This window comes from Pseudomonas sp. S37 (genome assembly GCF_016658545.1).
GTDB lineage: Bacteria > Pseudomonadota > Gammaproteobacteria > Pseudomonadales > Pseudomonadaceae > Aquipseudomonas.
On the sequence record NZ_JACVZC010000013.1, the window covers coordinates 43,187 to 69,715 of the forward strand.

The following is a 26,529-nucleotide window of genomic DNA, read 5'->3' on the forward strand; positions in this document are numbered from 1 at the left end:
CCCATGCGAATCGCCATCATCGGCACCGGCATCGCCGGCCTGACCTGCGCCCACCTGCTGTCGCGCCGCCACGAACTGACCGTGTTCGAAGCGGCGGACCGGGTCGGCGGCCACACCCATACCGTCGATGTGCGCTGGCGCGATCAGCCATATGCCGTCGACACCGGTTTCATCGTCTTCAACGACTGGACCTATCCGCATTTCATCCGCCTGCTCGAGCACCTGCGCGTACCTTCGCGGCCAACCGAAATGAGCTTCTCGGTGCATGATCCGCGCAGCAGGTTCGAGTACAACGGGCACGACCTGAACAGCCTGTTTGCCCAGCGCCGCAACCTGCTGTCGCCCGGCTTCTGGGGCATGCTGCGCGATGTGCTGCGCTTCAACCGTCAGGCCCTGGCCGACCTGGACAAGCAGCGCATCGGCAGCGAAACCACCTTGGGCCAGTACCTGCACCAGCAAGGCTACGGGCAGCGCTTCATTCACCATTACATCGTGCCGATGGGCTCGGCGATCTGGTCGATGCCGCTGGCCGACATGCTGGATTTCCCCTTGCAGTTCTTCGTGCGGTTCTGCCGCAACCACGGCTTGCTGTCGGTCAGCCATCGCCCGCAGTGGCGGGTGATTGAGGGCGGCTCGCGCAGTTACCTGGCGCCGCTGTGTCAGCCCTTTGCCGGGCGCATCCGCCTGAACTGCCCGGTGCAGCGGGTCAGCCGTGACGAGGGCGGCGTGGACATCAGCTGGGCAGGGGGCCGGGAGCGTTTCGACAAGGTGGTGTTTGCCTGCCACAGCGACCAGGCCCTGGCGTTGCTGGCGGCGCCCAGTGGGCAGGAGTCTGCGATCCTCGGGGCCATCCGCTACGCCAGCAACGAGGTGGTGCTGCATACCGATGCCCGCCTGCTGCCGCGCCGCCGGGCCTGGGCCAGCTGGAACTACCGCCTGGGCAACAGCGCGCAGGCCCCGGCCGCCCTCACCTACAACATGAACATCCTCCAGGGCATCGAGGCACCGGTCACCTTCTGCGTCAGCCTCAACCAGACCGCCCTGGTGGACCCGGCGCAGATTCTCGCCCGCTTCAGCTATGCGCACCCGCAATACAGCCTCGCGGCCCTGGCAGCCCAGGCGCGTCAGGATGAACTGCAGGGCCAGCAGCACAGCTATTACTGCGGCGCCTATTGGGCCAACGGTTTTCACGAGGACGGCGTGGTCAGCGCACTGACCGTTGCCAGTCACTTTGGAGAAGCGCTGTGAACAGCAGCCTGTGCCACGGCTGGGTCGGTCACCGGCGGCTGACGCCAAGGCCGCATGCGTTTCGTTACCGCATTGGCATGTTCTACCTCGACCTCGACGAGCTACCCGCGCTGCTCGGCCTGTCCCGCTGGCTCGGTTGTTCGCGCCTGGCACCCCTTTGCTGGCGCGAAACCGACTACCTGCCGGCGTTGACCCGCCAGGGCATGCCGCTGGTCCAGGCGGCGCGGCTACTGGTCGGTCAGGCCACCGGCCAGGTGCCCGAAGGCGCCGTGCACCTGCTGACGCAGCCTCGCTGCTGGGGGCTGTCGTTCAACCCGGTGAGCGTGTATTTCTGCCACGACCGCCTGGGCCAGGTCAGTGCCGTGCTGTTGGAAGTGCGCAACACACCCTGGCGCGAGCGCTTTCACTACGTGCTGCCGGTGCAGGGCGACCTGGCCCGACCGTTTGCCGTGGCCAAAGCGTTCCACGTTTCGCCCTTCATGCCCATGGACATGGACTACCGGCTGCGCTTCGCCGTGAATGCCCGCTGCGTGCGCGTTCACATGCAGAACTGGCGCGCCGGGAGCAAGGTATTCGAAGCGGACCTGGCACTGCAACGCCAGCCACTCGACCGCACAGCGCTGCACCGCCACATCCTGGCCTTCCCGTGGATGAGCCTGTGCACCGTTACCGGCATCTACTGGCAGGCCCTGCGCCTGCTGCTCAAGCGCACACCTGTGCACGACCATAGCGCCAGCCAGCATGACCTGGCACTCGGCCAACCCGCCCGTGAGGAGCCCGACCATGTCCGAACCGACCTTGAGCATTAGCAAATCGGCCGGCATCGCCCCGCTGCTTGGTGGCCTGGCCAGGCGTGCGGTGCTGGCGCAATTGCGCCGGCTGAAACACGGCCACCTGCGCCTGATCCACCAGAGCCAGCAGTGGACCTTCGGCGATGTCGCCAGCCCGCTGTACGCCGAAGTGGAAGTGCTCGACGACGCGGCCTGGGGCCTGGTCGCCGGCAACGGTTCGATCGGTGCCGGCGAGGGCTACATCCATGGTTACTGGCGCAGCCCGGACCTGGCCGCAGTGACCCGGCTGTTCGTCGCCAACCTCGACGTCCTCGACGCCATGGAAGGCGGGCTCGCACGCCTGGCGCGCCCGGCCCTGCACCTGCTGCACCGGCTGAACCGCAACAACCGGCGCGGTGCCCGACGTAACATCCTGGCCCATTACGACCTGGGCAATGCACTGTTCGAACGGCTGCTCGACCCGACCATGATGTACTCCGCTGCCCAGTTCGACAGCGCCGGGCAGACCCTGGAACAGGCCCAGCGCAACAAACTGCAGCGCATCTGCAACAAGCTCGAACTCAAGCCCCACGAACACCTGCTGGAAATTGGCAGCGGCTGGGGCAGCCTGGCCATTCACGCTGCCCAGCAGCATGGTTGCCGGGTCACCACCACTACCCTCTCCGCTGCGCAGCACGCGCATACCCTGCGGCGGGTCAAGGCGCTGGGCCTGGAACAGCGCATCACGGTATTGCACGAGGACTACCGGGATTTACGTGGTCGCTTCGACAAGCTGGTGTCGATCGAGATGATCGAGGCTGTCGGGCACCGCTACCTGCCCACTTACTTTCGCCAGTGCGCCGCGCTGCTCAAGGACGACGGCCTGATGCTGCTGCAGGCCATTACCATCCGCGACCAGCGCTATGCCCAGGCCCGGCGCTCGGTGGACTTCATTCAGCGCTACATCTTCCCCGGCGGCGCCCTGCCCTCGCTGAACGTACTGCTCGACACCGCCAGCCGCCAGACCGGGCTGAACCTGGTGCATCTGGAAGACTTCGGCCAGGACTACGCACGCACCCTGCGCCACTGGCGCGACAACCTGCGCCAGGCGCGCAGCGAGCTGACTACGCTGGGCTACGACGACACCTTCCAGCGCCTGTGGGAGTTCTACCTGTGTTACTGCCAGGGTGGCTTCGAGGAACGCACCATCGGTGTGGCGCAGATGCTCTGGGCCGCGCCCCAGGCACGCCGGGCGCCGCTGCCGGGCGCCTGAGCATGGGCCGCCGTGGCTGGCTGCTCGGCAATGCGTTATGGCTACAGGCCGGCTGGTGGTTATGCGTGCTGGGCGCGCACTGGCCCTGGCTGCTAGTGGTCGTGGTGGCGGGCCTGGCGCTGCACCTGCGTTTGAGTGCCTGTGGTGAATGGCGTGTGCTATTGGTCATCGCCGTTGCCGGCTGCCTGCTGGACAGCATGCTCGGCATACTGGGCGTGTTCCGCTTCGAGCAGTGGCCCCTGCCGCCGTGGCTGGCACTGATGTGGCTGGTATTGGCCAGTGGCATGCGTCACAGCCTGGCATGGTTGGGTCAGCCCCTGTGGCGCGGGGTGCTCGCGGGCCTGCTCGGCGGCCCGCCGGCCTACCTGGCTGGCGCCCGACTGGCCGGTGTGGAGTTGCCGATGGGGCAAGTCGGCACGGCGCTGGTCCTGGCACCGATCTGGGCCTTGGTGCTGCCACTGAGTTTGCGCTTTGCGGTCAGGCGGTGAGGCGGTGAGGCGGTGAGGCGGTATGGAGGCCATGTACCGCGTTGCCTGCTTCGCGGGTGAACCCGCTCCTACATCGGGCGGTGATTGGCTGAACGCTGCGCTGTACCTTGTAGGAGCGGCTTTAGCCGCGAACACCGGCAAAGCCGGTGCCGTGCACCGCGTTGCCTGTTTCGCGGGTGAACCCGCTCCTACGCAGTTTCGATGCATTGCCACAGCACCTGAGGCCTCACGCAACACGTTGTTTTGCCGCCATTAATAGCCAAAATCCTGTCTTCATTCAGCTAATTCAACTGGCTGCCTGTCGATACACTTTCCAGCTTCACACTCATCACGACAACAACCACAAGGTAACCCGCAACCATGGCTATCCAGCGTCTGCACAGCAACAAGCGCCTGAGCAACACCGTGATCCACAACGGTGTCGTCTATCTGGCCGGCCAGCTGGCCAACAACCATGAAGCCGATATCCGCACGCAAACCGCCGAAACCCTGGCCAATATCGATGCGCTGCTGGCTGAAGCCGGCAGCGACAAGTCGAAGATCCTGTCGGTTACCATCTACCTCAAGGACATCATCAACGACTTCGCCGGGCTCAATGAGGTCTGGGAGGCCTGGGTGGCAGAAGGTCACGCACCGGCACGCGCCTGCGTCGAAGCGGCCATGTTCAAGCCGAGCCTGCTGGTGGAAATGTCCGTGGTAGCCGTGCAAGGCTGATAGCCTGATAAGCTGAAAATCAAAGCCGGCTTGCCCCCCAGGTTTGCGCCGGCCTTCAGGTTCTGCCTGCAAACTAACGGTCGTGCAAGTGCTTCTTCAGAAATGCCCGGGTGCGATCCTGTACGGGATTGCTCAGGATTTCACCCGGCGCTCCCTGCTCCACCACCACCCCGCCATCCATGAACACGATCTGGTCTGCCACCTCACCGGCGAAACGCATCTCGTGGGTGACGATCAGCATGGTCATGTGCTCGGCCGCCAGCTGCTTCATGACCAGGTTCACTTCCTCGACAAGCTCAGGGTCCAGCGCCGAGGTTGCCTCATCGAACAGCATGACCTTGGGTTGCATGGCCAGCGCCCGGGCAATGGCCACGCGCTGTTTCTGCCCACCAGACAAACGTGACGGGTACTCGTCGATCTTGTTGGCCAGCCCGACCTTTTGCAGGTACTCCAAAGCCAGTTCCCTGGCCGCACTTTTCGAATAGCCTTTGAGCTTCACCGGCCCTATGGCGATGTTTTCACACACGGTAAGGTGCGGGAACAGGTTGAAATGCTGAAACACCATGCCCATCTGCTGGCGCACCCGGTTGATGTGCTGCTCGAAAGCGCGACCTTTCAAGGGCCGATTGACCTGGTCACCGTCAAGCCAGACCTCACCATCATTAAGCACTTCAAGATGATTGATCGAGCGCAGCAAGGTACTTTTCCCCGAGCCGCTGGGGCCGATGATGGCGTAGATCTGCCCACGCGATACCGACAGGTCGATACCCTTGAGTACCTCAAGCGCGCCGTAGGCCTTACGGGCGCCCTTCACTTGCACCATAGCGTTGTTGTTCATCGTGACATCTCGACCTTTGCTTCAATTAGATGCAGCCCAGCCTCGAGTACCAGGTTGGCCACGTAGTAGATCAGCGCAACGGCAATGTAGAACTCGAACGGGCTGTAGGTTTCGCTGACCGCCAGTTGTGCGCTGTAGACGAGCTCGGCAATGCCGATGATCGATACCAGCGAGGTGTCCTTCAGCAGCACGATGAGGTTGTTGCCCAACGGCGCAATGGTCTTTCTCAGTGCCTGTGGCACGATGATGTAGCGCTGGGTCATGGCCCTGCTCAGGCCAATCGAACGCGCGCCTTCTATCTGCCCAGGGTCGACCGCCTCGATACCGGACTTGATCACGTCAGCGTTGTACACCGCAAAATGCAGGCTGAGCCCGATGATGCCCGCCGCGAGTGCCGGAATATCGATACCCACCTGCACCAGCCCGTAATAGATAAGGTACAGCTGCAGCAACAGGGGCGTCCCCATCAGCAGCCAGGTCACGAAGCGCACCGGCAGTGCCAAGGCTTTGGGGGCATACAGGTCGATCAGGGCAAACAGCACGCCCACGACCAGGCTGATGACGCTGGAACACAGAAACATGACCACCGTCCACCACAGCCCGGTCGCCAGCATGTCGTAGTAAGGCGTGATGACACTCAGGTTTAATCCTTCCATTGGCAAGCCCTTACTTGGTGGCGTAACGCCGGTCCAGTAGCTCGACCAGGTATTTGACCGAGTAGACCATGACGATATAAAGCAGCGCCGACACCATAAAGATCTCGAACGGTTTGTAGGTTGAACTGATAAAGCGCTGCGCGGTGTAGGTCAGTTCAACAACCGAGATGGCCGAGACCAGGGCGGAGCCCTTGATCAAACCAATGGTATTCACGCCCAGCGGCCTGATCATCAGTTTCAGTGCCTGGGGAATGATGATGTACAACAGCGTCTGCCTGCGGCTGAAGCCAATCGACCGGGCGCCTTCAACCTGGCCGGGGTCGACGTTATCGATAGCCCCGCGAATCGACTCCGACATATACGCTGCGATATTCATGCCCAACCCGATAACCGCCGCAGAAAACGGCTCCAGTTCAATCCCTATTTGTGGGCCACCAAAATAGATAATGAACAACTGCACCAGGCAGGGTGTGCCGCGAAAGACACTGACATAGAGTTTGGCGGCCCACCGCAGGATGGCCAGTGGCGATAGCCTGAGAGCCACCAGAATGATCGCCAGCACTAAGCCGAGTATTAATGAAAGCAACGAGATCTGCACCGTGACCCAGGCGGCTTCCATGAAAAACGGGTAGGTGCGATGGATTAATGATAGATCCATAAATACCACTCACAAAGTCTGCCAACCCGGCCCAACCCATGTTCAGGCCATGACGGGTAAGTGTCAGCGAATATCGCTACCGACCCATTTCATCGAGATTGCTTTGTAAGTGCCATCGGCCAGGATGTCGTCCAGGGCCTTTTGCAACTGGGCCTTGAGCTCCGGGTTGTTTCTACGGATGGCAATGCCCAGCCCCTCACGGCCGCCCTGATCATCTGGCAAGCTGATGATGCGTACTTTCTGCCCGGTCTCTTTTACGGCAACCATGACGGGAATACTGTCCATGACCACCGCATCAATCCGCCCGGCATCCAGGTCAACCAGCATTTCCGGCAGCCCTTTATAGGTGCGCACTTTCAAGTTGCCACGGGCGCGCGCCCATTTGTCATGGGAGTCGCCCAAGGTAACGCCAACCGTGACATCCTTGAGATCCTCCAGCGTCTTGATGGGCGAGTCTTCCTTGACGCCAATCGTGCGACCTGCATGGTAGTAAGGCCCGACGAAGTCAACGGCTTTCAGGCGCTCGGGCGTAATGGTCATCGAAGCGATGACAGCGTCGTACTTCTTGGCCAGCAGCCCGGCGATAATGCCATCGAACGGGGTGGTGATTATCTTGATTTTCACACCCAGGCGCTGGGCAAGTGCCTCACCAATGGAGGCGTCGAAGCCGACAATTTCATTTCTTTCATTGGCAAAGCTGAACGGAGAGTACTGCCCGCTCATGGCCACACGCAGTACCTTCGATTCTTGAATGGCCTGCAAGTCATCGGCGTGCGCTGCGCCATGAGAGAAAAGTGCGGCGGCTGCTACAGCGGTGGACGCCAATAGCATTCTGGTTGTTCTTGCCAGCATCGAGGCACTCCTTGGAAGTTTGTATTTTTTATTGTCCTGGGCGTCAGAGCCCCAACCTTCCGCAAAAGCTTTGCATACTGAAACCTTGAAAGCACCCTGCAATGTGCGTGTTCGACGGGCACTTTGCCGGAATCGGCCGACACAATGTCGGTGCTATTTCGGGCCGGGGGAAAACTGAAGTAGTGTCTGGTAATGCACGATAAACAAGCAAGTACTCAGCTGGTGTGCACCTGCATAGTGCGGGGCTGGCCGGCTTTTTACCGGTGATTTGTCAGGAGTGTCAGCATTGCGCGAACTAGACGTCAAGGATCGGGAAATCCTCGAGATACTTTCCAAGGAAGCACGCGTTGCGCTCAAGGCACTGGCAGCCAGGATCGGGCTGTCCAGAAGTGCCACCAGCGAACGGGTTTTACACCTGGAGCGCAGCGGGGTTATTCGCGGATACCGTGCGGATATTGGTGAAATCGATGCCAATGTCATACGGGCGATCGTCCTGGTTTCACTCAAGCGCACACCGGCGCTTGGACTGCTGGACCTGCTGGCGCAGAACGCCCAGGTAAAACGGGTTTCATCGGTCAGCGGGCAGCTTGACCTGGTGATCGAGGTTGAGGCGCGAACGATTGATGACTTGAACCGGGTACGTGATGCCGTGGCCTGTCATGATTCGGTAGATGACATCACTACGGCGGTGGTGTTGCGGCGTGATATAGACAGGCAGAAGGCCTGAGTGAATTCGCATGGCACCGGCTGCGCCGGTGTTCGCGGCTGAAGCCGCTCCCACAGGTACTGCACATGCTTCAAGCATTATGCTGGTCCTTGTAGGAGCGGCCTTGCGTCGCGAAAGGGCTGCGCAGCAGCCCCGGGGTTTCAGCGCAAATGCACAAGTTGCCGGGGCTGCTGTGCAGCCCTTTCGCGACGCAAGGCCGCTCCTACACCAGAAAGCGTGTTACTTCAGCGCGGCGGCGAAGCTGTCCTTCAGCACCTCCAGCAGGAAGTCGGCATTGGCCCGGCTGAAAATCATCGATGGGCGCATTTTCAGTACGTTGTCATGCGGCCCTTCGGTACCGATCAGCACGCCGCGCTCCCTGGCCCCATCCGCCACTTTCCTGGCCAAAGCCGTGGCCGGAGCCTTGGATTTGCGGTCAGTGACCAGCACGATGCCGAGGAACAGGCCCAAGCCGCGTACATCACCAATCACCTCGAATTGCTGCTGAAGCTTGCGGAAACCTTCAAGCAGGTAGTTGCCGACGGACAAGGCATTTTCCTTCAGCTGATCGCGCTCGATGGCATCGAGTACCGCCAAACCCACTGCGCACGATACGGGGTTGCCGGCAAAGGTGTTGAAGTACTCCATGCCATTGTTGAAGGCATCGGCAACCTCACGGGTGGTCACCACCGCCGACATTGGGTGACCGTTGCCGATCGGCTTGCCCATGCTGACCGCATCCGGCACCACGCCCTGGGTCTCGAAGGCCCACCAGTGGCTGCCAACACGGCCAAAGCCGACCTGCACCTCATCGGCCAGGCACAGCCCGCCTCCAGCCCGCACCATGGCGTACACCTCCCTGAGGTAATGATCGGGCAGGAACACCTGCCCCGCGACACTGGGGATCGACTCGGCGAGGAAAAACCCGGGGCGCTTGCCGGCCTTGCGCATGGTATCCAGTTGCTCTGCCACCGACTCGGCAAAGCGCTTGCCGTGCTCGTCCACCGGCCAGTCCTCGGGGGCGTAGTAGCTCTCCGGGACCACGGCCTCGTAAACGTGCGCCGCCCTGCCCTTGCCGGCTTTGCGCTTGTACTTGTAGGGGCTGAGGTCGATGAGTTCCTGGGTGGTGCCGTGGTAGGCCCAGTCCAGCACGATCGCCTGGTCACTGCCGGTGTAGTTACGCGCCATGCGCAGCATCAGGCTGTTGGCTTCACTGCCCGAACAACCGAACGACGCCACGCAAAGGCCCTCTGGCAGCGTACCGGTCAGGCGCTCGGCGTATTCGACAATGTTGTCGTGCAGGTAACGGGTATTGGTGTTGAGCAACGCAGCCTGGCGTGTCAGGGCTTCGACCACGTCCGGGTGGCTGTGGCCCAGGTGGCAGACGTTGTTGAAGCAGTCCAGGTAGGCTCGCCCGAAGTTATCGATCAGCCACACGCCATCGCCCCGTACCAACTTGATCGGGTCGGTGTACGAAATGGACAGGTTCGGTAACAACAGTTCTTTGCGTTTGGCAATGATCCGGGCCTTGGTCATGCCCTGCTGGTCGTAGGTTTCTGGCGGGATACCGGCCAGCGCCGAGGCATCCGGGAACAGGTCCGCCCACACTTCGCGGTATTCCGGCTCACCTACGCCTATCACCTCGCCGGCGGTCAGCCGGGTGTCGGTGGTCATCTGCAGGTGCAGGTGTGGAATCCAGCCGCCGTTTTCATGGTCCGCGCCCATGTAGCCGACCAGGTCGCCGGCTTCAAGCGTGTCGCCCGCTCGCAGGCGGGTGAGCGCCTCATGGGCCATGTGCCCCCACAGGGTCAGGAATGGCGGGCAACCTGGCGGCGCATGCTCGATCATCACCAGGCCACCGTAACCCAGCGGGTCGGGCTCGACCTCGACGCTTTTGACGGTGCCGGCAACGGGGGCGTACAACGGCGTACCGGCAGGCATTACCAGGTCGACCCCTACATGCAGGGTGCGGCGTTGCCCCTTGATGAAACGCGACTCGAAAGCGCTGTCGGTGTAGATGGTGCGCAGTTCGCCCCATGGCCCGATGGCCAACGGCACGTTGTGCGCAGCCGAGTATTCGTTCCACCAGCGGGTTGCGTCGGCCGGGCGCTGCTGGGCCGAGGCAATGGTCATCTCGTGGCTGGCGTCGCCAAACGGCGCGATCACCTTGTTCAGGATGGCTGCTGACGGGCGCACCAAGTCGGCAAAGGTTTTGTGGTTGGCGGCGATCCAGCGACGCACATCGCCGGCACCGTCGATGGCATCAAAACCACAGGCCTTGCGCAGAATGCCGGTGGCCAGCCGCGGGTTCATCGCATCCAGTTGCTCCAGCAGGCGCCAGGCAGGCGCCTCGCTGATGGCCAGGTAGGGGTTGTCGTCGGTCTGATCCTGGCGGGAAGCGGAGAACGTGACGCTGATGACCAGGCGCATGGCGATCAGGTCGAACAGCACATCAAGCTCTTGTGCCTGCAGCGGGTACGTTTCATGGAAACCGGCCACCAGCGCGGCAGCCGCGCCTATCGGGTCGTCCATGTCGAGGATGGCATACGCACTGGCAATCGCGACCTCGGCAATCAGCACGGTGTGCACGGCATCGCCGAAGTCGATGAAACCGGTCACGGTGCTGGTGGTTTGCGCATCGACCAGGATGTTCCAGTCGTTGGCATCGTTGTGGATCACCTGGGCACGGAGCGCGGCCAGCCTTGGCTGTACGGTCTGCTCGAAGCGGGTGATGAAACGCTCGACAATCGCCCGACGCGCCGGGCTCTTGATGAAGTGCAGGCGCGAACGCGAGCGTGCGGCGTGGCGCAGGTCCCAGTCCAGTTCGCGCACCGCCCCCGGGTGCATGAAGCCCTGCAGGGCACGGTCAAGCTCACCCAACGCCCGGCCGAAGTTGCTCATCAATGCAAAGCTGCGCCTGGCCTCGGCGAGCGGAGTGCCCGGTAGCCAGCTGACCATGCGCAAGGCGTGCTGCTCACCCGCGGCGCTGGCCACCTTTGGCAGGTAGCCCCCCGCCACACTGGCCCGCAGGTGCGGCACGCCCAGGTGCGCCCCCTGCACCGCCAGGTGCTCGAGCAGCGCGGTTTGAAACGCGCTTTCTACCTGGGGTTCACTCGCGTTGACGATTTTCAGGATCCAGCCCGCATCTGTGCCGGTTTCCAGCCGGTAGTTACGGTCACGCTCGCCATCCAGGGGCGTTGCCGTACCGGTGACATTGAAGAAGTCTTTTGCGAGGCCCTCTGCATCGCTTGCCGAAAACCGAGGTGCCGGGTGGGAAAGGTCTGTCATATCATCACGTTCCGAGCGAGCAAATTGTTTTTTCAATAGCTTGTCATGCACCACCGAAACCGACACCCTGCATACGGTCGGGATCAACAGGCATTATGCCGGTTCCGACCGGCATAAAGACGGCGGGCTTATTGGGTGGTGCAATGCGTGACCTGGACGCAAAAGATCGTGAGATTCTGGAAGTACTTTCGAAGGACGCGCGCATTGCGCTTAAGGCACTGGCCGGCCGCATCGGCCTTTCCAGAAGCGCCACGACCGAGCGCGTCGCCAACCTTGAGCGCAGCGGGATCATTCGCGGTTACCGCGCGGACATCGGCGAAATAGACGCCAACGTGATACGTGCGATCTTGCTGGTGACGTTGCAGCGCACGCCGGCCATGGGGCTGCTCGACCAACTGGCCACCGACGCGCGCGTGCGACGGGTTTCCTCGGTGAGCGGCCAGCTCGACCTGGTAGTTGAAGTAGAAACGCGCACCATCGATGACCTCAACCAGGTACGTGACAACGTGGCACGGCACGAATCGGTGGAGGACATTACCACCTCGGTGGTACTGCGCCGGGATATCGACCGTCAGGGGGCGTGATAAATTGCAGCCAACGCGTCGCCTTCTTCGCGGGTGAACCCGCTCCCACAGGTATGGCGCAGGCTTGAACTTCACAGGTATGGCGAAGGCTAGAACTTCACAGGTACGGCGCAGGCTTGAGCTTCACGCGGTACCTGTAGGAGCGGCTTCAGCCGCGAACACCGGCACAGCCGGTGCCATCCTGCACAACGCGTCAATCTTCACGAATGTGCCGTTCCTTACGCTCCTGCCGCTCCTTTGCCTCTATGCACAGCGCTGCCGTCGGGCGCAGTAATAGCCGCTTGAGCCCTATCGGTTCGCCAGTATCCCTGCACCACCCATACTCCCCCCGGGCAATCCGCTCCAAGGCTTCGTCAATCTTGTCCAGCAGCTTCTTTTCCCGCTCCAGCAAGCGCAGCTGCCACTGCCGCTGTTCCTCGACGGTGCCCAGGTCTGAAGGATCGCTGCTGGGTTCGAACTGCTGCATCAATTCGAACTCGCTGGAAATCCGCGCTTGCAGCTCGGTACGCTGTGACAGCAGCAGGTCGCGGAAGAACCCCAGCTGTGTGGCATCCATGTAGGCCGCTTCTGGCATGCGGAGCAGTTCTTGTTCAGTCATTGCCGTGATTCTCGCGTCAGTAAGTTCAGGCTCAGCGCCGTTGGGCATGGAACGCCAGCGGTAACCCCTGGCAGTGCTCATGCAGCGTGTGTTCATGCCAGGCCAACTGACCGGACACGATCGTGGTAGCCACGCGATGGCGCAGCCGGTGGTGCTGGAAAGGCGTCCACTGGCAGTGGGCAAGCACCGGGTCGAGGCTGACCGGCCGTGGTGCATCAAGGCGTTCGATCAGCGCTAGGTCGGCCCAGTATCCTTCACGCAGGTAGCCACGCTCGTGGATCGCAAACAGGTCGGCGACCGCGTGGCTGGTCTTGCGGACCAGCTGGGTGATCGGCAGCATGCCCTGCTCGACCAGTTCGAACAGCGCCGGCAGCGCATGCTGCACCAGTGGCAGGCCAGCAGGTGCCGAGGCATAAGAGCGCTGTTTTTCTTCCAGGGAATGGGGAGCATGATCGGTCCCGATCACATCAATGCGATCTTCCAGCAGTGCCTGGCGTAACGCATCGCGGTCGGCGCGGGCCTTGATCGCCGGGTTACATTTGATCAGGTTGCCCAACCTCGCATAGTCGCGGTCATCGAACAGCAGATGGTGGGCGCACACCTCAGCGGTGATCAGCTTGTTGGCCAATGGACCCGGTTCGAACAGCGCCAGCTCCTTGGCCGTGGTCAGGTGCAGCACATGCAGGCGTGTGCCAAAGCGGTTTGCCAGCGCCACGGCCAGGCTGGACGAGCGCCAGCAGGCTTGCGCGTCGCGTATGAGCGGGTGCATGGCCGGCGGGATGAAATCACCGAACTGCTCACGGTAGCGTGATTCGTTGGCAAGAATGGAGGGCGTGTGCTCGCAGTGCGCCAGCAACACTGTTGGCACGCAAGCGAACAGGCGCTCGAGCACCTTGGGGTCATCGACCAGCATGCCCCCGGTAGACGCCCCCATGAACACCTTCACCCCGGCAATCAGCCGCGGGTCGAGCCTGGCGACGGTTTCGAGGTTGTCGTTGCTCACGCCAAAGTGAAAGCCGTAGTTGGCTACCGAGGACGCGGCTGCACGGGCCTTTTTGTCGGCAAGGGCTGCCAGGGTCAAGGTCGCCGGGTTGGTATTGGGCATGTCCATGAAGCTGGTAATGCCACCGGCGACAGCAGCCCGCGACTCGCTGGCCATGCTGCCCTTGTGCGCAGCCCCAGGTTCGCGAAAGTGCACCTGGTCGTCGATCATCCCGGGCACCAGCCAGCGCCCTTGTGCATCAATTTCGATGGGGGCATTCAGGCCCTCGATGCTGGCGGCGATTTTCTCGATTCGTCCGTGGGTCACCAGGACATCGGCATCGAAAACCTTGCCTTCGTTCACCAGCCGGGCATTCCTGACCAGGATTGCGCTCATTGAACGAGCCTCCCCGGTCTACTGCTCAGCACCTGTTCGCCTTTGAAAAACATGATCCGAAACCTGTCACGTTAATGTTATGTTATAACACATTAACGCACCCCGGCATGAACCTGCCACTCCTCCTTTTCCAACCCCAGGTAAGCCCCCATGAGCGCAACCGCAACCAACGCTGAACCCTACGCCGATACCGAGCTGGCCTGCCTGGCAGGCGCCAAGGCCGCCCTCTATCGCTGGGCGGCAACGGTGGCCACGCGTGACGTTGACCAAGTGCTGGCGCTGTATGCGCCAGACGCCATCCTGGTACCCACCCTGTCGAACCAGGTAAGGGACTGCGACGACAGCCGTCGCAACTACTTCGACAACTTTTTGGCCAATGACGGACTGGTGTGCGACATCCAGGTGTTCAAGAAGCGTGTCAGTCGCAAGCTTGGCACCGTGGTGGTCGGCGGGCTCTACACCTTCGTTTACCGCGACAGCGGTGTGCAGCGCGTGGTGCCGGCGCGGTTTCTGTTCACCTTCGAACAGATCGATGACCAGTGGCTGATCACCGGGCATCACTCGTCGATCGAAGCGTGAACCACTGGTTGTTGCAAATGAATCGCAACTTCGTTTATTTTGTTACTGTATAACACTTACCAAGGAGTTCGACATGAAACCCGGCATCCACCCCGACTACCGTCCCGTCCTGTTTCACGACGTGGCTGCCAATGCCTTCTGGCTGATCGGTTCGACCATCGATACCGACAAGACCCACGTACACACCGATGGCGTCAGCTACCCCTATGTCACGCTCGACGTGTCCAGTGCCTCGCACCCGGTCTACACCGGCCAGGAGCGCAAAGCCAAAGCCGAAGGCCGGGTGGCTGGATTCAACAAGCGGTTTGCAGGCTTTACGACCAAATAGCAACAACCCTGAGCGGGCAGTTTCAGGCCGCCCAGGTTTCCTGCAGATGGCGCCACAGGGGGCGCCCTCCTTCAACCGTGAACACAGCAGTCGAGAGCCGCGTCTTCGCCTGTTGGCCGGGCAAATGGTGCGTCTCGCGATAGCGCACCACTGCACCCTCTGGCCATTGCGCGATGGTTTCCAGCCCGTTGAGCTCAATGCTCAAACCGGGTTGGGCGCCTGCGCGCTGGGCAAACAGCGACGCGACCTCGCCAAGGCCGATCTGGGCGCCGCCAGGTGTGACCATTGTAAAATCACGGTGAAACCGCTCGACCATGGCTGCAACAGTGCCCTGCGCGCGGGCAAACTGCGCCTCGATCAAGACATGCAGGTCAATGACTTCTTTCAGATAACGGTCCATGAAGTTCCTTTGCTTTGATGGGTGAGCGAATCCGCAGCCAGATCAGGGCAACCAGGCAGGTTGCCTGCAAGCCCCCCGCCAGCATGAATGTACTTTGATACGCTTGCCGTGCCCCGACTCGCGAAGCCAGCAAGCCGAACACCAGGCTGACCGCCGTGACGCCCAGGCCGAAACTCAATTGCCGGTTCAACGCCCAAAGGGTACTGCCCTGGCCGAGTGCCGAAGGGGCCAGGGAAGAAAACGCAGCGCTTTGCGCGACACTGGTACACAGGCTGCTGCCAACACCCAGCAGCGTGTAGGCCAGCATGAGCGAAGGCACGCTCGAAGCCAGCGCCAGCAGCGCATAACCCGGTACCTGCAGCGCCAGCCCGAGCAACAGCAAGGCGCCAGGGCCGAGCAGCCTGTAGCACCAGGTCGTGCAGGCAATCGCCAGTGCCGCACCCGCAGTCCATGGCAGCATCAGGCTACCCGCCGCCTTTGCGCTCCAGCCAAGCTCGGCCTGCAGGTAAAGCATGGCCAACAGGTTCACCCCGATGAACACCCCCGGCACCACCAGATACAAAATCAGCGACCCGGCGAAAACAGGTGCTTGCGCTACCGAAAAATCCACCAGAGGTGCAGCGCTGCGCCGCGAGTGACGCCAGTAACCGCCGAGCAAGATTGCCGACAGCAACGCCCACACCAGTGCCATGCCGCCTTGGCCATTGCCCGCTGCAGTCATCCCCAGCAGGCCAATACCCACACCCGCGCCAGCCAACAGCAAGCCCTTGCCATCGAAGGGTTCACTGCGCATCGCTGGGGCTACCCGCGGTAACCAGCAAGCGCCCAGCAGCAACGCCAGCAGTGCCATCGGCAGGCTGGCGACCAGCACCCACTGCCAGGGCAAGCGTGCCGACAGCCAGCCGCCCAGCAGGGGTGATACGGCTGGCGCCAGCAAGCCTATGGCCATGATCGCCATGGTCACCTTTGGCCGCTCATTGGCCGGGTACTGGCGGTAGACCAGTGCCTGCCCTGCGGGAATGAACAGCCCGGCGGCAAGGCCTTGCAAGCCGCGTAAAGGCAATAGCGTGAGCATCTGTGCAGAACTGCCGATCAGCAGTGTCGCACCTGAAAACAGCACCAGCGAACCGACCAGCAGCGGGCGCTCGCCCATGCGTTCAGCCAACCACCGGCTGGGCAACATCCCCAACATCAGTCCTAGTATGTAGGCCGTGCTTACCCAGGCCAAGGTTGCGACATCGGCATGCAGGGCCTCACCGATTTTCGGTGAGACCACGGCCGTGATGAAGGTATTGATCAGGTCAACGAAGAAACCCAGCAGGTAAAAAAAGGTGATACGACGGCGTTGGTTGAGTAAGGCCACGATGAACTCCATTCAGCGAACCCGACTTTAAGCCCTCGGCAGCAGCGAAATAAGTGCTGTAGTATCAGCCACACTGTTAACCTTTTTTTGACAATGATGCTCGACCTCAATCGTGTTGCCAGTTTCATCGCTGTTGCGGACAGCGGCAGCTTTACCAAGGCGGCCCACTTGCTGGGCCTGTCCAAGGCCCGTATCAGCTTCAATGTTCGGCGCCTGGAGGCTGAGCTGGGTGCGAGCCTGCTGGCGCGCAACACCCGGCATACGGTGCTGACCGATTGCGGTGAACGGTTTTTGCGCGAGGCGCGGCAGCTGCTTGACCAGGCAGAACGTGCGTCAGCGAGCGTACTGCCTTCCCCTGCCAGGCTCAGCGGGCGCTTGCGCATTACCAGTACGTCAGCCTTCGCGCTGCAGGCGGTGCTGCCCGTGCTGGCCGACATGGCCGAGGCTCACCCCGAGCTGGCAATCGAGCACGTCGCCTCGTCGAACCTCTGTGACCTGGTTGCCGAACGCTTTGATGTGGCAATCCGGTTAGGCGAGCTGGCAGATTCCGATTACAAAGCGGCAAGGATCGGCGACTACGCTCTGCAACTGGTTGCCAGCCCGGCGTACCTGCTGCGGCACCCGGTGGGGTCGGCAGACGCGCTCGCGCAAGTGGACTGGCTGGCGCATACCCACCTGAGCGATGCACCCTGGCGATTTTTCAAGGCCCCCGTCACCACTGAACCCAGCCGCTTCGAGCGCCAGCCCCGCTTGCAGGCTGATAGCGCCGAGGCGTTACTGGCCATGGCCTTGCGCGGGCTTGGTGTCGCGCTGCTGCCGGGCTGGCTGGTTGACGATGCCATCGCCCAGGGTGAACTCGTCAGTGTGATTGACCCTGGCCAACTTGCACGGCAACCGATTCATGCACTTTATCGCAACAGCATGTATGTGCCGGCGGCAATACGGGTTTTCATCGACCTGCTGACTGCGCGATGGAACGATTAGGAAAGCATGCGATAACAGCACTCACGCGTTGTGCAGTACTGCCTGTATCTCACCAACCACCTGCCGCGTTGCCTGGTCGACACTGCCTTCATTGCGGCACAGCACCCAGCCATGCTCGGCAACCGCCCGCTCGAATGCCTCGGTGCAGGCAACCTGTTCATCCAGGTTGTGGATCACCGTACTGCCCAGCCCGCGGTTTCGCGCTGCGGCCCTTGCCCATGAAATTTCAGCGGCGGTGACCACACCGACATGCAGGTCTGGCACTTGCACCCCGCGCTCAAGGTTCAACTGCAAGATCTGCGCAAACGGCACGGTACGTCGAAATGCCGCGTCAGACGGGTACCAGCGGTCGATCAGGATGATGCTGTCAGTGGGCTGCTTGGGCAGTACCTTGCGAGAAACCCAGGCACGGCTTTCTGCGAACCGCTCGCAGACCTGATATTCCAGCGCCTGGCAGGGGCTTCTGGCGAGCCTGTTGACCAGCACCATGGTTTCGCTGCGGTAGGGGTCGTTGTTCCTCTCGCAAAGGCGGACTACCTTGTGCCCGTCCAGCCTCAGGGCTTGTGTCACGGCCTCCAGCAGTGTGGTCTTGCCGGTGCCCTTGGGGCCATCGATGGAAACAAACAGCGGGCGGTTCATCGTTCAATACCAGTAGGCTCAAGCGCGCGATAAGACCATTTAATGCGCCTTGCCTTCAAGCTTCTGCCGAACGGAGTACATATGTACTCCACAGGCGAAAGGCGGCATGGGCCGCCTTCGCTGCTACTGCATTGCCTGTCAGATCTGCGCCTGACCACCATCGACGAACAACTCGGCGCCGTTGACAAAGCTGGCATCGTCACTGGCCAGGAACACCGCCGCATTGGCAATCTCGACGGGCTCCCCCACCCGGCCCAGCGGCACTTGCGCCGCCAGGTAGTCGAGCAAACCTTGCTGTTGCTGTGCATCCGGCCCCGCGAGGTCGACCAGGCCAGGGGTACGGGTTGCCCCGGGGCTAAGGGTGTTGACCCGTACCCCACGGTCCTTGAGGTCGAGGATCCAGCTGCGGGCAAAGGCGCGCACGGCCGCCTTGGAAGCCGAGTACACACTGAACGCCGCAGTACCCGAGCTGCCTGCCGTAGAGCCGGTCAGAATGATCGAGGCGTTGCGTGCCAGCAACGGCAGTGCCTTTTGCACGGTGAACAGCACGCCTTTCACGTTGCGGTCGAAGGTATCGTCATAGTGCGCCTCGGTGATGTCGCCCAAGGGCAGCATCGAGCCGCCGCCAGCGTTGGCAAACAGTACGTCGAGGTGCCCATGCTGTTCGGCAATGCGGGCGTACAGTTCGTCCAGTTGTTCCAGGCGGGTGGAGTCGATCGCAACCCCGGTAGCGTTGCCAACCAGTGCCACAGCCTTGTCCAGCTCCGCCTGGCGCCGGCCGGAGATGTAAACGTGCGCCCCTTCTTCGGCAAACCGTTTGGCCGTGGCCAGGCCGATACCGGTGGTACCGCCAGTGACCAGTGCGATCTTGCCTTCGAGTTTGTTGCTCATGGTGTTTCTCCCGTCAGGTTGGTGAGTTGCTGTTGGGAGAAGCGTATCGACCTACGGCAATTTTCAAAATAGAATCATTTGAAACTCATCATTGCAGATTTGAAATGGCAAGAATTCCGGATTTCGAAGGCTTGGCCATGTTCGCCAAGGTGGCTGAAGAAGGCTCGTACGCCGCAGCATCGCGGACCATGGGTGTATCGGTGCCGACCGTTTCCCGTGCCGTCGCCCGCCTGGAGGAGCGCCTGGGTGGGCGCTTGTTCAACCGCACTTCGCGGCAGTTGTCCCTGACCGAGTTTGGTCAGCGCATGGTCGAGCAGGCCAGCGCGCTGTATCGCCAGGCGGAGGAAATGGAAAGCGAGGCCCTGGAGTTGTCGGTACAGCCGCGCGGGTTGGTGCGCCTGGCGGTGCCCATGTCATTTGGCCTGCGCTGGGTCGCACCGTTGTTACCGGAGTTGCTGGCGCGTTATCCGGGGCTGGAGCTCGACCTGCACTTGTCCGATTCGACGGTTGACCTTGTGGCCGATGGCTTTGATGCCGCCCTGCGTATCGCCGCATTGCCCGATTCTTCATTGGTAGCGCGGCGTATCTGCCCGGTCACCCAGTACCTGCTGGCATCACCTGGTTATCTTGCCCGCCACGGCCGCCCTGAGCATCCGCGCGAACTGGCCGAGCATGGCTGCATGAGCTACGCCTACCGCGCCCGCAGCCAGGTGTGGCGGTTTACCCACATCGATGGCACGGAACAGGACGTAACGCCGCGTGGCCCGCTGCGGGTTACCAACTCCGATGCCCTGGTGGCGCCGTTGCTGGCAGGTCTGGCGATTGCCGAACTGCCGGAGTTCATTGCCGCTGAATACCTGGCTGATGGCCGCCTCGAGCGGGTGTTGCCCGACTGGAGCATGACCCAGGGCGGGCTGTATTTTGTCACGCCCTCGGCGCGCAGCCGGCCCAGGAAAGTTCAGGCATTGGCCGACTTCTTCGTCGAGCGCTTGTCCGAGCCCGCCTGGTATTCAGCGCCCCTGTAGGAGCGGCTTTAGCCGCGAACACCGGCGCAGCCCGTGCCATGCACCGCGTTGGATTCTTCGCGGCTAAAGCCGCTCCTACACCGACCGCGTCAGCTTTGGGCTTGCCAGCCCATTTGCCTGAGCGCTGTGAGCAAGCGTTCGCCCTCAAGGCCTGGCACTTCGCGCCCGTCGTCAGCCAGCATCGAGCGCCCCGCCAGGATCGCATTGACAATGGCTTCCTCAACCGCCTCGGCTGCCGCTGCGAACAGCGGCGAGATATGGTCGTTGTTGACCATCACCACCTGTGCCGTCTTTGGCAGATCGCGGCGGTTGTAGTCGGCCGGCGCCAGCCCGGTATTACCGGTCGAAAACGCCAGGAAGATATCGCCGCTGGAGTCATCGGTACCGCCCCCCGTACGGGCAATGCCCAACGCCGCCCGTTGCGCCAGGCGCTGGCACTGGTGCGGCAGCAACGGTGCATCGGTGGCCAGCACTACCACGATCGAGCCCATGCCTGGGGTGTCCTGCTGATCAAACGGCGAAGGCAGATCGAGCAACACTCGGCCAACCGGGTAACCATCCACCCGCAACTCACGACGCTGGCCATGGTTGGCCTGGACAAAAGCACCTACCGTCCAGCTTCCCTCCCCGGCAGGCAGCACCCGCGACGCAGTCCCGATGCCGCCTTTGAATTCATGGCAGATCATGCCGGTTCCCCCGCCAACCGCACCCTCGCTCACTGGCCCGCTGCTGGCTGCGCCCAACGCCTGCTGCACCAGGTTGGCATTCACATGCTGGCCCCAGATGTCATTCAACACGCCGTCATACGTCTCCATTACCACCGGCATGCACCAATAGGTCGAAGCATCTGCCAGGGTCGCGTGCTCATGGGCAATCAGTGCATCGCGCACCACGCCGACACTGTGGGTGTTGGTGGTGGCAATGGCGGTGGTCAGCAGGCCCGCTTCGCGAATCCACTCAAGGCCGGTGGCATCGCCATTGCCGTTGAGCACGTGGCAGCCGGCAAAGCATGGCTGATAGCGTGCCGGGCCATCGCGGGGCTCAATGATACTGACCCCGGTGCGCACCGGTTTGCCGGCATGGGTAGTGTTCAGGGTCGCATGGCCAACCCGCACACCGGGTACATCGGTGATGGCATTGTGCGGGCCTGGCAGGCCGAGGCCCAGGGTGATGCCTAAATCGCGTGCTCGCATCGTGTTTCTCGCTCAAATTTTCTGGAAGGCTGGGCTCAACTTGCCATAGGTGCCGTACAGCAACACCGAGACAAGCAAGATACCAACGATGATGAAAATGTCCCGGGCGGACGCCGCAGCCAGCAGGGTCGTCAGCAAGTAACCGGCACCGGTTACGGCTACAAGTGCCGGCAGAGGCCACAGTGGCATGCGGTACGGGTGCTCACGGTCGCGGCGCAGCACCCGGCTGAACAGTGCGCACAAGCCGACCACCAGGTACACGCAGAGAATCAGCAGCACGGTGAACGAAGTGAGCTCCCCCAGGTTGGAACTGAAGGTCAGCGCCGCAGACGGCACGGCGAGGAACAGCGTGGCCAGCCACGGCGACTCCCACTTGGGGTGGATCCGGGTAAATGCACGGTTCAGGGTCGGCATCCACAACGCGTCGCGCCCGCTGCTGTAGATCACCCGCCCGCTCTGGATCACCAAGGCGATGATGGCGTTGAATACTGAAAGGAAGATGCCGCCGCTTACCAGGCGCGACAAGGTTTCGTTGCCATGTGCCGTCAACAGGTAGCCGATCGGATCGGGGCTGGCCAGCATCGCCTGCAAAGAAGGCGCGCCGATCAGCAGCGCCACCAGCGGGATCACTTCGATTGCCACCACCAGCACCAGTGACCACAACACCGCTTTGGGAATGCCACGCCCGCCGCACTTCATGTCTTCAGCCAGCAGCACGGCGCCGCCATAACCGTTGAACGAGAACAGCGCGGTGCCGATCGCACCCACCACCAGCGCCCAAGGCGCCGCGTGCAGTATGCCGTTATCGAGTACCAACGGGCTGACCAGGCTGCTGACCGGTTGCTGGGCGTGACCGAAGCCCAGTACAACAATCACCATCAATGCCGCCACTTCAAGCAGCAGGCAGATGCCGGTGACCCACGCGTTGAGCTTGATGTTGAGGATAGCCAGCAAGTAACCCAGCGTGACAATCACCAAGGCCACCACCTGCCCGTCAAGCTGGGTGCCCAGCGCCGCATTCAGGTAAGTGGCGGCTCCCGTGGCCAGGACCGGTGGAATGAACACCAGCATCGCCAGAACGGTGAGGAAGGTGGCATAGCCAGCCATACCGCCGAATACCCGCTTGGCAAACACATACTCACCGCCTGCCGCGCTGTGCGCACGGCCCAGTTCGGCATAGCAAAGCGCAAACATCAGCGCCAGCACACCGCCCAGCAGGAAGGCCCAGATGACCCCGGTGCCGGCCTGGGCGATGGCAAAGGGCGCAATGACGAACACCGAACTGGCGGGGGTGACCGAAGAAACGGTAATGGCGACTACATCAGCGACGCTGAGCGTCGGTTTGAGTTCTGAAGCGGGTGCACTACTGGACGTCATTTGTTCATCCTCACGTTATTGTTGGTGTCAGGAGGCAGAACCAGGAAGCGATGCGTGGCGGGCTCGACGGCCCGCTTGATGGGTACGAAATCTATGCGGCGGTAGCTGGCCGGACAATTCCCACTAAGGGGTACCCCCGGTTGACAGCTTTGGCAAATCGGGCGCCAATGCCCCGGGGCTGCTTTGCAGCCCATCGCCGGCAAGCCACACAGGCGCTGCGTGGTTGCTTACATCGGCGCGGCCCTGTTTACCCTTTCCAAGGATGCTGTCGTGGACATTCTCTTTCATGAAGTTGCCGGCCACACCGCCTTGGCCCGGGCGATCGAGCACATCGGCAGCCCGCGCTTCTGGCGCCAGGTGATCCTGTTGCTGCGGCATTGGGTACCGTTCGACAACGCCCTGGCGATTCACTTCCCGGCCCAGGGCGCACCGCACGTGCTGGAGGAATACGACGCCGCACCGGCACCCGTCGCCGGCGAGTTGTACCTCGACGGCCTGTACCTGCTCGACCCGTTCTACCAGGCCGCCCGCGAAGGTCTGGCCAGTGGTTGCTACCACCTCGAGGAAGTGGCCCCGGACCATTTCTGGCAAACCGACTATTACCAGAACTACTTCCAGAACCATGTGCTGGTGGATGAGGTGCAGTTTCTGCTGCAACTACCTGCCGGTGTGCTGTCGTTGTCGCTGGGCATGCGTCGCGCCTTCGACGCAACAGCGTTGGGCAAGCTGAACCTGGTCAACGCCTGGGTGCTGGCCTTGCTCCAGCAACACTGGGCACGCAGCGGCCAATCGCTGCCGGTGCAGCCTGCGGTTGGTGATGCCCTGGCCAGGTTCGGCCAAGGCCTGCTGTCCGAACGAGAGCTGGAAATTGCCCGGCTGATCCTGCGCGGTTACTCTTCAAAAGCCATGGCGCAACGGCTTGGCATCTCACCGGAAACCATCAAGGTGCACCGGCGCCACCTTTACGCGAAACTGAACATCTCGTCGCACCCGGAGCTGTTCTCGATGTTCATCCGTGAGCTGGGATTCTCTGATGACCGCGGGGATAGTTCTGTGTAGGTACAAGGCAAGCAAGGCCTGCTAGTCTGACGGACGATGGCCGCCTGCTGGCAGCCTCTTCTTCCCCTACAGGCATGGCCAATGACCTCCGACACCCCAGTAAACCTGACCAACTGCGACCGTGAGCCGATCCAGATCCCCGGCAGCATCCAGCCCCATGGCTGCCTGCTGGCCTGCGATGCATCGGCGACCGTGGTCTTGCGCCATTCGGTCAACGCCCCGCAAATGCTTGGCGTAACCGGCGATATCAATGGCCTGAAGCTGCAGGCGGTGTTGGGTGATGAGGTCGCCCATACCCTGCGCAACGCGCTGGCCCGCACCCGGGAAGCCTCACGGCCCGCGCTCAGCTTCGGCGTCAAGCTGCCCAACGGCCAGGCCTTCGATATCGCCGCCCACCTGTTCAAAGGGACAGCAATACTCGAGTTCGAACCCGCCGGCGACAGCATTGCCGAGCCCGTCGAACTGGCCCGTACACTGATCGCCCAACTGCGTGAAATCGACAAGACCGGCAAGCTGTTCCGCGACGCCGCGCGGTTTATCCGCGCCGTGCTCGGTTACGACCGGGTGATGATCTACCAGTTGGGTGCGGACGGCGCCGGCAAGGTGGTCGCAGAGGCCAAGCGCAGCGACCTCGAAAGTTTCATGGGCCAGTACTTCCCGGCCTCCGATATCCCCCAGCAAGCGCGCGCGCTGTATTTGCGCAACCCGATCCGGGTGATTTCCGATGCCAAGTTCAAGACGGTGCCCCTCGACCCGGTGCTCGACCTCTCCGGCGAGCCGCTTGACCTCTCCTACGCGCACCTGCGCAGCGTCTCGCCCATTCACTGCGAATACCTGAGCAACATGGGCGTGGGCGCCTCGATGTCGATTTCGGTGATCGTCAACGGCGAGTTGTGGGGGCTGATCGCCTGCCACCACTATGCACCGCGCACCCTGGCCATGGGGCAGCGGGTGGCGGCGGAAATGTTCGGCGAGTTCTTCTCGCTGCATATCGAAACCCTGCGCAGCCGGCAAAAGCTTGAAGCCGCCGTGCAGGTGCACAAAGCGCTGGACAGCCTGCTGCGTGACGCCAACCAGGCCGCTGACATCGACGGGTTCTTCCACGCCCGCCTGCCCCGGCTGATGGCGCTGATCCCCTGCGACGGCATCGGCATGTCGCTGCAGGGCCGCTGGGCATCCGTCGGGCTAGCCCCTCCGAAGTCGGCCGTGCCTGATCTGCTGCGCCTGGCCGACATTGTCAGCGACGGCCGCACCTGGGCGTCCAACCGCCTGTCGATGGTGCTGCCGGCAGCCAAGGCATACTTCACCGACGTGTCTGGCGTGCTGATCATTCCGATGTCGCAGCACCCCAGGGATTACCTGATCTTCTTCCGCAAGGAGGTGGTCGAGACGCTCGACTGGGCCGGGGACCCCAACAAGACCTACGACAGTGGCGCGCTGGGCGACCGCCTGACGCCGCGCAAAAGTTTCGCCATCTGGAAAGAAACCGTTCACCAGCAATCGCTGCCGTGGTCCGAGCAGGACCGCCAGTTTGGCGATGCCATCCGCACTGCCATCGTCGAAGTGGTGCTGTACAACAGCGAACTGCTGGCCAGCGAACGTTCCAAGGCTGAAGTGCGCCAGCGCATACTCAACGAAGAGCTCAACCACCGGGTCAAGAACATCCTCTCGCTGATTGGCGCACTGGTTGCCCACCCGACGTCGGAAAGCCAGACCCTGCACGACTACGTGGCAACGCTGAAGGGGCGCATCCAGGCACTGTCCCTCGCCCACGACCAGGTGGTGCGAGGTGACGGTGGCGGGCGCCTGGCCAAACTGCTGGAGGCCGAGCTATTACCCTACCGCACTGCCGCTGGCGTGATCGAGCTGCAGGGCCCGAGCGTGATTCTGGATGCCCGCGCTTATTCGGTCATGGCCCTGGTGCTGCACGAGCTGGCGACCAATGCCGCTAAATACGGCGCGTTGTCGCGGGCCGGCGGCACGCTTTGCGTAAGCTGGAGCATTGAGGCAAGCGGCGCCTGCGCCATTACCTGGCGTGAAAGCGGCGGCCCGGCGGTACGCCCGCCCAGCCGCACCGGCTTCGGCTCGGTGCTGATCGACCGCAGCATCCCGTTCGACCTTGGCGGCACCAGCGCAGTGGACTATCACCCCGAGGGCCTGCAAGGGTTGTTCAGAATCCCGGCCAAGCATCTTTCCGTGGCCGAAGCAGCCGAGCCTGCCAGCATCGCCGCGCCGGTCGCGCAGGCCGCCGATGCCTTTGCCGCACGGGCAGGCTTGTGCGTATTGATCCTTGAGGACCAACTGGTGATCGCCGTTGGCCTGGAGCAGATTCTAAATGATGCGCAGATCAAGGACGTGATCACCGCCAGTTCCGAGGATGAGGCCATAAGGCTGCTGGCTGACCGCGCACCGGATGCCGCGATCCTGGATGTAAACCTGGGCACCGGCACTTCCATTTCGGTTGCCGATGAGTTGGTGCGGCGGCAGATTCCATTCCTGTTTGCCACTGGTTATGGCGACGGCATCAGTATTCCCGAGCACCTGCAGCATGTGCCGGTAACGCGCAAGCCCTACGATGCCAATGCCATTCTGACCAGCCTGCAAGGCCTGTTGAAGACAGCCTCCTGATCGTGCCCAGAA

26 protein-coding genes are annotated in these 26,529 nt (G+C 62.2%); 13 read left to right on the plus strand and 13 right to left on the minus strand.

Annotation, left to right across the window (positions count from 1 at the left end):
• Positions 1-3 precede the first annotated feature (3 nt).
• From IAE39_RS07385 to IAE39_RS07405, 5 genes are all read left to right on the plus strand, one after another.
• Complete coding sequence (locus IAE39_RS07385) at positions 4-1,248, plus strand: NAD(P)/FAD-dependent oxidoreductase (protein ID WP_201200833.1); 1,245 nt, start codon at positions 4-6, stop codon at positions 1,246-1,248.
• Positions 1,245-2,057, plus strand: coding sequence for a DUF1365 domain-containing protein (locus IAE39_RS07390; RefSeq protein WP_201200834.1), 813 nt, complete (start codon positions 1,245-1,247; stop codon positions 2,055-2,057). Before IAE39_RS07385 ends, IAE39_RS07390 begins: the two co-directional genes overlap by 4 nt.
• Positions 2,032-3,291, plus strand: coding sequence for an SAM-dependent methyltransferase (locus IAE39_RS07395; protein ID WP_201200835.1), 1,260 nt, complete (start codon positions 2,032-2,034; stop codon positions 3,289-3,291). Before IAE39_RS07390 ends, IAE39_RS07395 begins: the two co-directional genes overlap by 26 nt.
• 2 nt (positions 3,292-3,293) lie before the next feature.
• On the plus strand, positions 3,294-3,779 hold the full coding sequence (locus IAE39_RS07400) for a DUF2878 domain-containing protein (RefSeq protein ID WP_201200836.1): 486 nt from the start codon (positions 3,294-3,296) through the stop codon (positions 3,777-3,779).
• Positions 3,780-4,139: 360 nt separating this feature from the next.
• Positions 4,140-4,493: a RidA family protein gene (locus tag IAE39_RS07405; RefSeq protein WP_201200837.1), complete on the plus strand. Its 354-nt coding sequence runs from the start codon at positions 4,140-4,142 to the stop codon at positions 4,491-4,493.
• A gap of 73 nt (positions 4,494-4,566) precedes the next feature.
• Here the strand turns inward: IAE39_RS07405 and IAE39_RS07410 are convergent, their stop codons facing one another.
• The 4 genes from IAE39_RS07410 to IAE39_RS07425 form a co-directional block, all read right to left on the minus strand.
• Entirely contained in the window at positions 4,567-5,316 is a 750-nt protein-coding gene (locus IAE39_RS07410; RefSeq protein WP_201200896.1) for an amino acid ABC transporter ATP-binding protein, read from the minus strand.
• 11 nt (positions 5,317-5,327) lie between these two features.
• Positions 5,328-5,987: an amino acid ABC transporter permease gene (locus tag IAE39_RS07415; protein WP_201200838.1), complete on the minus strand. Its 660-nt coding sequence runs from the start codon at positions 5,985-5,987 to the stop codon at positions 5,328-5,330.
• Positions 5,988-5,997: 10 nt separating this feature from the next.
• Positions 5,998-6,645: an amino acid ABC transporter permease gene (locus tag IAE39_RS07420; RefSeq protein ID WP_201200840.1), complete on the minus strand. Its 648-nt coding sequence runs from the start codon at positions 6,643-6,645 to the stop codon at positions 5,998-6,000.
• Positions 6,646-6,708: 63 nt separating this feature from the next.
• Positions 6,709-7,497, minus strand: coding sequence for an ABC transporter substrate-binding protein (locus IAE39_RS07425; protein WP_201200842.1), 789 nt, complete (start codon positions 7,495-7,497; stop codon positions 6,709-6,711).
• 286 nt (positions 7,498-7,783) lie between these two features.
• Here IAE39_RS07425 and IAE39_RS07430 point away from each other — a divergent pair, with 286 nt between their 5' ends.
• Complete coding sequence (locus IAE39_RS07430; RefSeq protein WP_201200844.1) at positions 7,784-8,224, plus strand: Lrp/AsnC family transcriptional regulator; 441 nt, start codon at positions 7,784-7,786, stop codon at positions 8,222-8,224.
• Between the two features lie 219 nt (positions 8,225-8,443).
• Here IAE39_RS07430 and IAE39_RS07435 read toward each other — a convergent pair whose 3' ends face one another.
• Complete coding sequence (locus IAE39_RS07435; protein WP_201200846.1) at positions 8,444-11,491, minus strand: aminotransferase class III-fold pyridoxal phosphate-dependent enzyme; 3,048 nt, start codon at positions 11,489-11,491, stop codon at positions 8,444-8,446.
• A 143-nt stretch (positions 11,492-11,634) separates the two neighbouring features.
• Between IAE39_RS07435 and IAE39_RS07440 the strand changes: the two genes are divergently transcribed.
• Entirely contained in the window at positions 11,635-12,075 is a 441-nt protein-coding gene (locus IAE39_RS07440) for an Lrp/AsnC family transcriptional regulator (protein WP_201200848.1), read from the plus strand.
• Between the two features lie 193 nt (positions 12,076-12,268).
• On the opposite strand, the gene dksA is transcribed toward IAE39_RS07440, so the two are convergent.
• The gene (dksA, locus tag IAE39_RS07445) at positions 12,269-12,673 is read right to left on the minus strand and encodes an RNA polymerase-binding protein DksA (RefSeq protein ID WP_201200857.1); all 405 of its coding nucleotides are present in this window, start codon (positions 12,671-12,673) and stop codon (positions 12,269-12,271) included.
• Positions 12,674-12,704: 31 nt separating this feature from the next.
• A complete protein-coding gene (locus tag IAE39_RS07450) occupies positions 12,705-14,051 on the minus strand; it encodes a dihydroorotase (RefSeq protein ID WP_201200864.1) in 1,347 nt (448 codons plus the stop codon).
• Positions 14,052-14,201: 150 nt separating this feature from the next.
• On the opposite strand from IAE39_RS07450, the gene IAE39_RS07455 reads away from it, so the two are divergent.
• Both IAE39_RS07455 and IAE39_RS07460 read left to right on the plus strand, forming a co-directional pair.
• Complete coding sequence (locus tag IAE39_RS07455; protein WP_201200865.1) at positions 14,202-14,630, plus strand: DUF4440 domain-containing protein; 429 nt, start codon at positions 14,202-14,204, stop codon at positions 14,628-14,630.
• A gap of 73 nt (positions 14,631-14,703) precedes the next feature.
• A complete protein-coding gene (locus IAE39_RS07460) occupies positions 14,704-14,958 on the plus strand; it encodes a type B 50S ribosomal protein L31 (protein ID WP_201200867.1) in 255 nt (84 codons plus the stop codon).
• A gap of 22 nt (positions 14,959-14,980) precedes the next feature.
• On the opposite strand, the gene IAE39_RS07465 is transcribed toward IAE39_RS07460, so the two are convergent.
• Together IAE39_RS07465 and IAE39_RS07470 are read right to left on the minus strand one after the other, a co-directional pair.
• A complete protein-coding gene (locus tag IAE39_RS07465) occupies positions 14,981-15,358 on the minus strand; it encodes a nuclear transport factor 2 family protein (protein WP_201200868.1) in 378 nt (125 codons plus the stop codon).
• Entirely contained in the window at positions 15,330-16,721 is a 1,392-nt protein-coding gene (locus IAE39_RS07470; RefSeq protein ID WP_201200869.1) for an MFS transporter, read from the minus strand. Before IAE39_RS07470 ends, IAE39_RS07465 begins: the two co-directional genes overlap by 29 nt.
• Before the next feature lie 96 nt (positions 16,722-16,817).
• On the opposite strand from IAE39_RS07470, the gene IAE39_RS07475 reads away from it, so the two are divergent.
• A complete protein-coding gene (locus tag IAE39_RS07475) occupies positions 16,818-17,705 on the plus strand; it encodes a LysR family transcriptional regulator (protein WP_236548449.1) in 888 nt (295 codons plus the stop codon).
• 21 nt (positions 17,706-17,726) lie between these two features.
• Here IAE39_RS07475 and IAE39_RS07480 read toward each other — a convergent pair whose 3' ends face one another.
• Complete coding sequence (locus tag IAE39_RS07480; RefSeq protein WP_201200871.1) at positions 17,727-18,344, minus strand: dTMP kinase; 618 nt, start codon at positions 18,342-18,344, stop codon at positions 17,727-17,729.
• A 138-nt stretch (positions 18,345-18,482) separates the two neighbouring features.
• Positions 18,483-19,235, minus strand: coding sequence for an SDR family NAD(P)-dependent oxidoreductase (locus IAE39_RS07485; protein WP_201200873.1), 753 nt, complete (start codon positions 19,233-19,235; stop codon positions 18,483-18,485).
• Positions 19,236-19,339: 104 nt separating this feature from the next.
• Between IAE39_RS07485 and IAE39_RS07490 the strand changes: the two genes are divergently transcribed.
• Positions 19,340-20,260: a LysR family transcriptional regulator gene (locus IAE39_RS07490; RefSeq protein WP_201200875.1), complete on the plus strand. Its 921-nt coding sequence runs from the start codon at positions 19,340-19,342 to the stop codon at positions 20,258-20,260.
• 89 nt (positions 20,261-20,349) lie between these two features.
• On the opposite strand, the gene IAE39_RS07495 is transcribed toward IAE39_RS07490, so the two are convergent.
• Together IAE39_RS07495 and IAE39_RS07500 are read right to left on the minus strand one after the other, a co-directional pair.
• Positions 20,350-21,453, minus strand: a complete 1,104-nt coding sequence (locus IAE39_RS07495) for a DmpA family aminopeptidase (RefSeq protein ID WP_201200877.1) — start codon at positions 21,451-21,453, stop codon at positions 20,350-20,352.
• Positions 21,454-21,465: 12 nt separating this feature from the next.
• Positions 21,466-22,830, minus strand: coding sequence for an APC family permease (locus tag IAE39_RS07500; protein WP_201200878.1), 1,365 nt, complete (start codon positions 22,828-22,830; stop codon positions 21,466-21,468).
• A 270-nt stretch (positions 22,831-23,100) separates the two neighbouring features.
• Between IAE39_RS07500 and IAE39_RS07505 the strand changes: the two genes are divergently transcribed.
• Positions 23,101-23,889, plus strand: a complete 789-nt coding sequence (locus IAE39_RS07505; protein WP_201200879.1) for a LuxR C-terminal-related transcriptional regulator — start codon at positions 23,101-23,103, stop codon at positions 23,887-23,889.
• An 81-nt stretch (positions 23,890-23,970) separates the two neighbouring features.
• The gene (locus tag IAE39_RS07510; protein WP_201200882.1) at positions 23,971-26,517 is read left to right on the plus strand and encodes an HWE histidine kinase domain-containing protein; all 2,547 of its coding nucleotides are present in this window, start codon (positions 23,971-23,973) and stop codon (positions 26,515-26,517) included.
• Positions 26,518-26,529 lie beyond the last annotated feature (12 nt).

Bases quoted from the DNA above. Each gene is read 5' to 3' on its own strand.
- IAE39_RS07450 (WP_201200864.1), bottom strand. From the start codon at position 14,051: ATGAGCGCAATCCTGGTCAGGAATGCCCGGCTGGTGAACGAAGGCAAG.
- IAE39_RS07490 (WP_201200875.1), top strand. From the start codon at position 19,340: ATGGCAAGAATTCCGGATTTCGAAGGCTTGGCCATGTTCGCCAAGGTG.
- IAE39_RS07480 (WP_201200871.1), bottom strand. From the start codon at position 18,344: ATGAACCGCCCGCTGTTTGTTTCCATCGATGGCCCCAAGGGCACCGGC.
- IAE39_RS07435 (WP_201200846.1), bottom strand. From the start codon at position 11,491: ATGACAGACCTTTCCCACCCGGCACCTCGGTTTTCGGCAAGCGATGCA.
- IAE39_RS07475 (WP_236548449.1), top strand. From the start codon at position 16,818: ATGCTCGACCTCAATCGTGTTGCCAGTTTCATCGCTGTTGCGGACAGC.
- IAE39_RS07415 (WP_201200838.1), bottom strand. From the start codon at position 5,987: ATGGAAGGATTAAACCTGAGTGTCATCACGCCTTACTACGACATGCTG.
- IAE39_RS07465 (WP_201200868.1), bottom strand. From the start codon at position 15,358: ATGGACCGTTATCTGAAAGAAGTCATTGACCTGCATGTCTTGATCGAG.
- IAE39_RS07385 (WP_201200833.1), top strand. From the start codon at position 4: ATGCGAATCGCCATCATCGGCACCGGCATCGCCGGCCTGACCTGCGCC.
- IAE39_RS07395 (WP_201200835.1), top strand. From the start codon at position 2,032: ATGTCCGAACCGACCTTGAGCATTAGCAAATCGGCCGGCATCGCCCCG.
- IAE39_RS07420 (WP_201200840.1), bottom strand. From the start codon at position 6,645: ATGGATCTATCATTAATCCATCGCACCTACCCGTTTTTCATGGAAGCC.
- IAE39_RS07495 (WP_201200877.1), bottom strand. From the start codon at position 21,453: ATGCGAGCACGCGATTTAGGCATCACCCTGGGCCTCGGCCTGCCAGGC.
- IAE39_RS07500 (WP_201200878.1), bottom strand. From the start codon at position 22,830: ATGACGTCCAGTAGTGCACCCGCTTCAGAACTCAAACCGACGCTCAGC.
- IAE39_RS07405 (WP_201200837.1), top strand. From the start codon at position 4,140: ATGGCTATCCAGCGTCTGCACAGCAACAAGCGCCTGAGCAACACCGTG.
- IAE39_RS07485 (WP_201200873.1), bottom strand. From the start codon at position 19,235: ATGAGCAACAAACTCGAAGGCAAGATCGCACTGGTCACTGGCGGTACC.
- dksA (WP_201200857.1), bottom strand. From the start codon at position 12,673: ATGACTGAACAAGAACTGCTCCGCATGCCAGAAGCGGCCTACATGGAT.
- IAE39_RS07455 (WP_201200865.1), top strand. From the start codon at position 14,202: ATGAGCGCAACCGCAACCAACGCTGAACCCTACGCCGATACCGAGCTG.
- IAE39_RS07410 (WP_201200896.1), bottom strand. From the start codon at position 5,316: ATGGTGCAAGTGAAGGGCGCCCGTAAGGCCTACGGCGCGCTTGAGGTA.
- IAE39_RS07510 (WP_201200882.1), top strand. From the start codon at position 23,971: ATGACCTCCGACACCCCAGTAAACCTGACCAACTGCGACCGTGAGCCG.
- IAE39_RS07400 (WP_201200836.1), top strand. From the start codon at position 3,294: ATGGGCCGCCGTGGCTGGCTGCTCGGCAATGCGTTATGGCTACAGGCC.
- IAE39_RS07425 (WP_201200842.1), bottom strand. From the start codon at position 7,497: ATGCTGGCAAGAACAACCAGAATGCTATTGGCGTCCACCGCTGTAGCA.
- IAE39_RS07460 (WP_201200867.1), top strand. From the start codon at position 14,704: ATGAAACCCGGCATCCACCCCGACTACCGTCCCGTCCTGTTTCACGAC.
- IAE39_RS07440 (WP_201200848.1), top strand. From the start codon at position 11,635: ATGCGTGACCTGGACGCAAAAGATCGTGAGATTCTGGAAGTACTTTCG.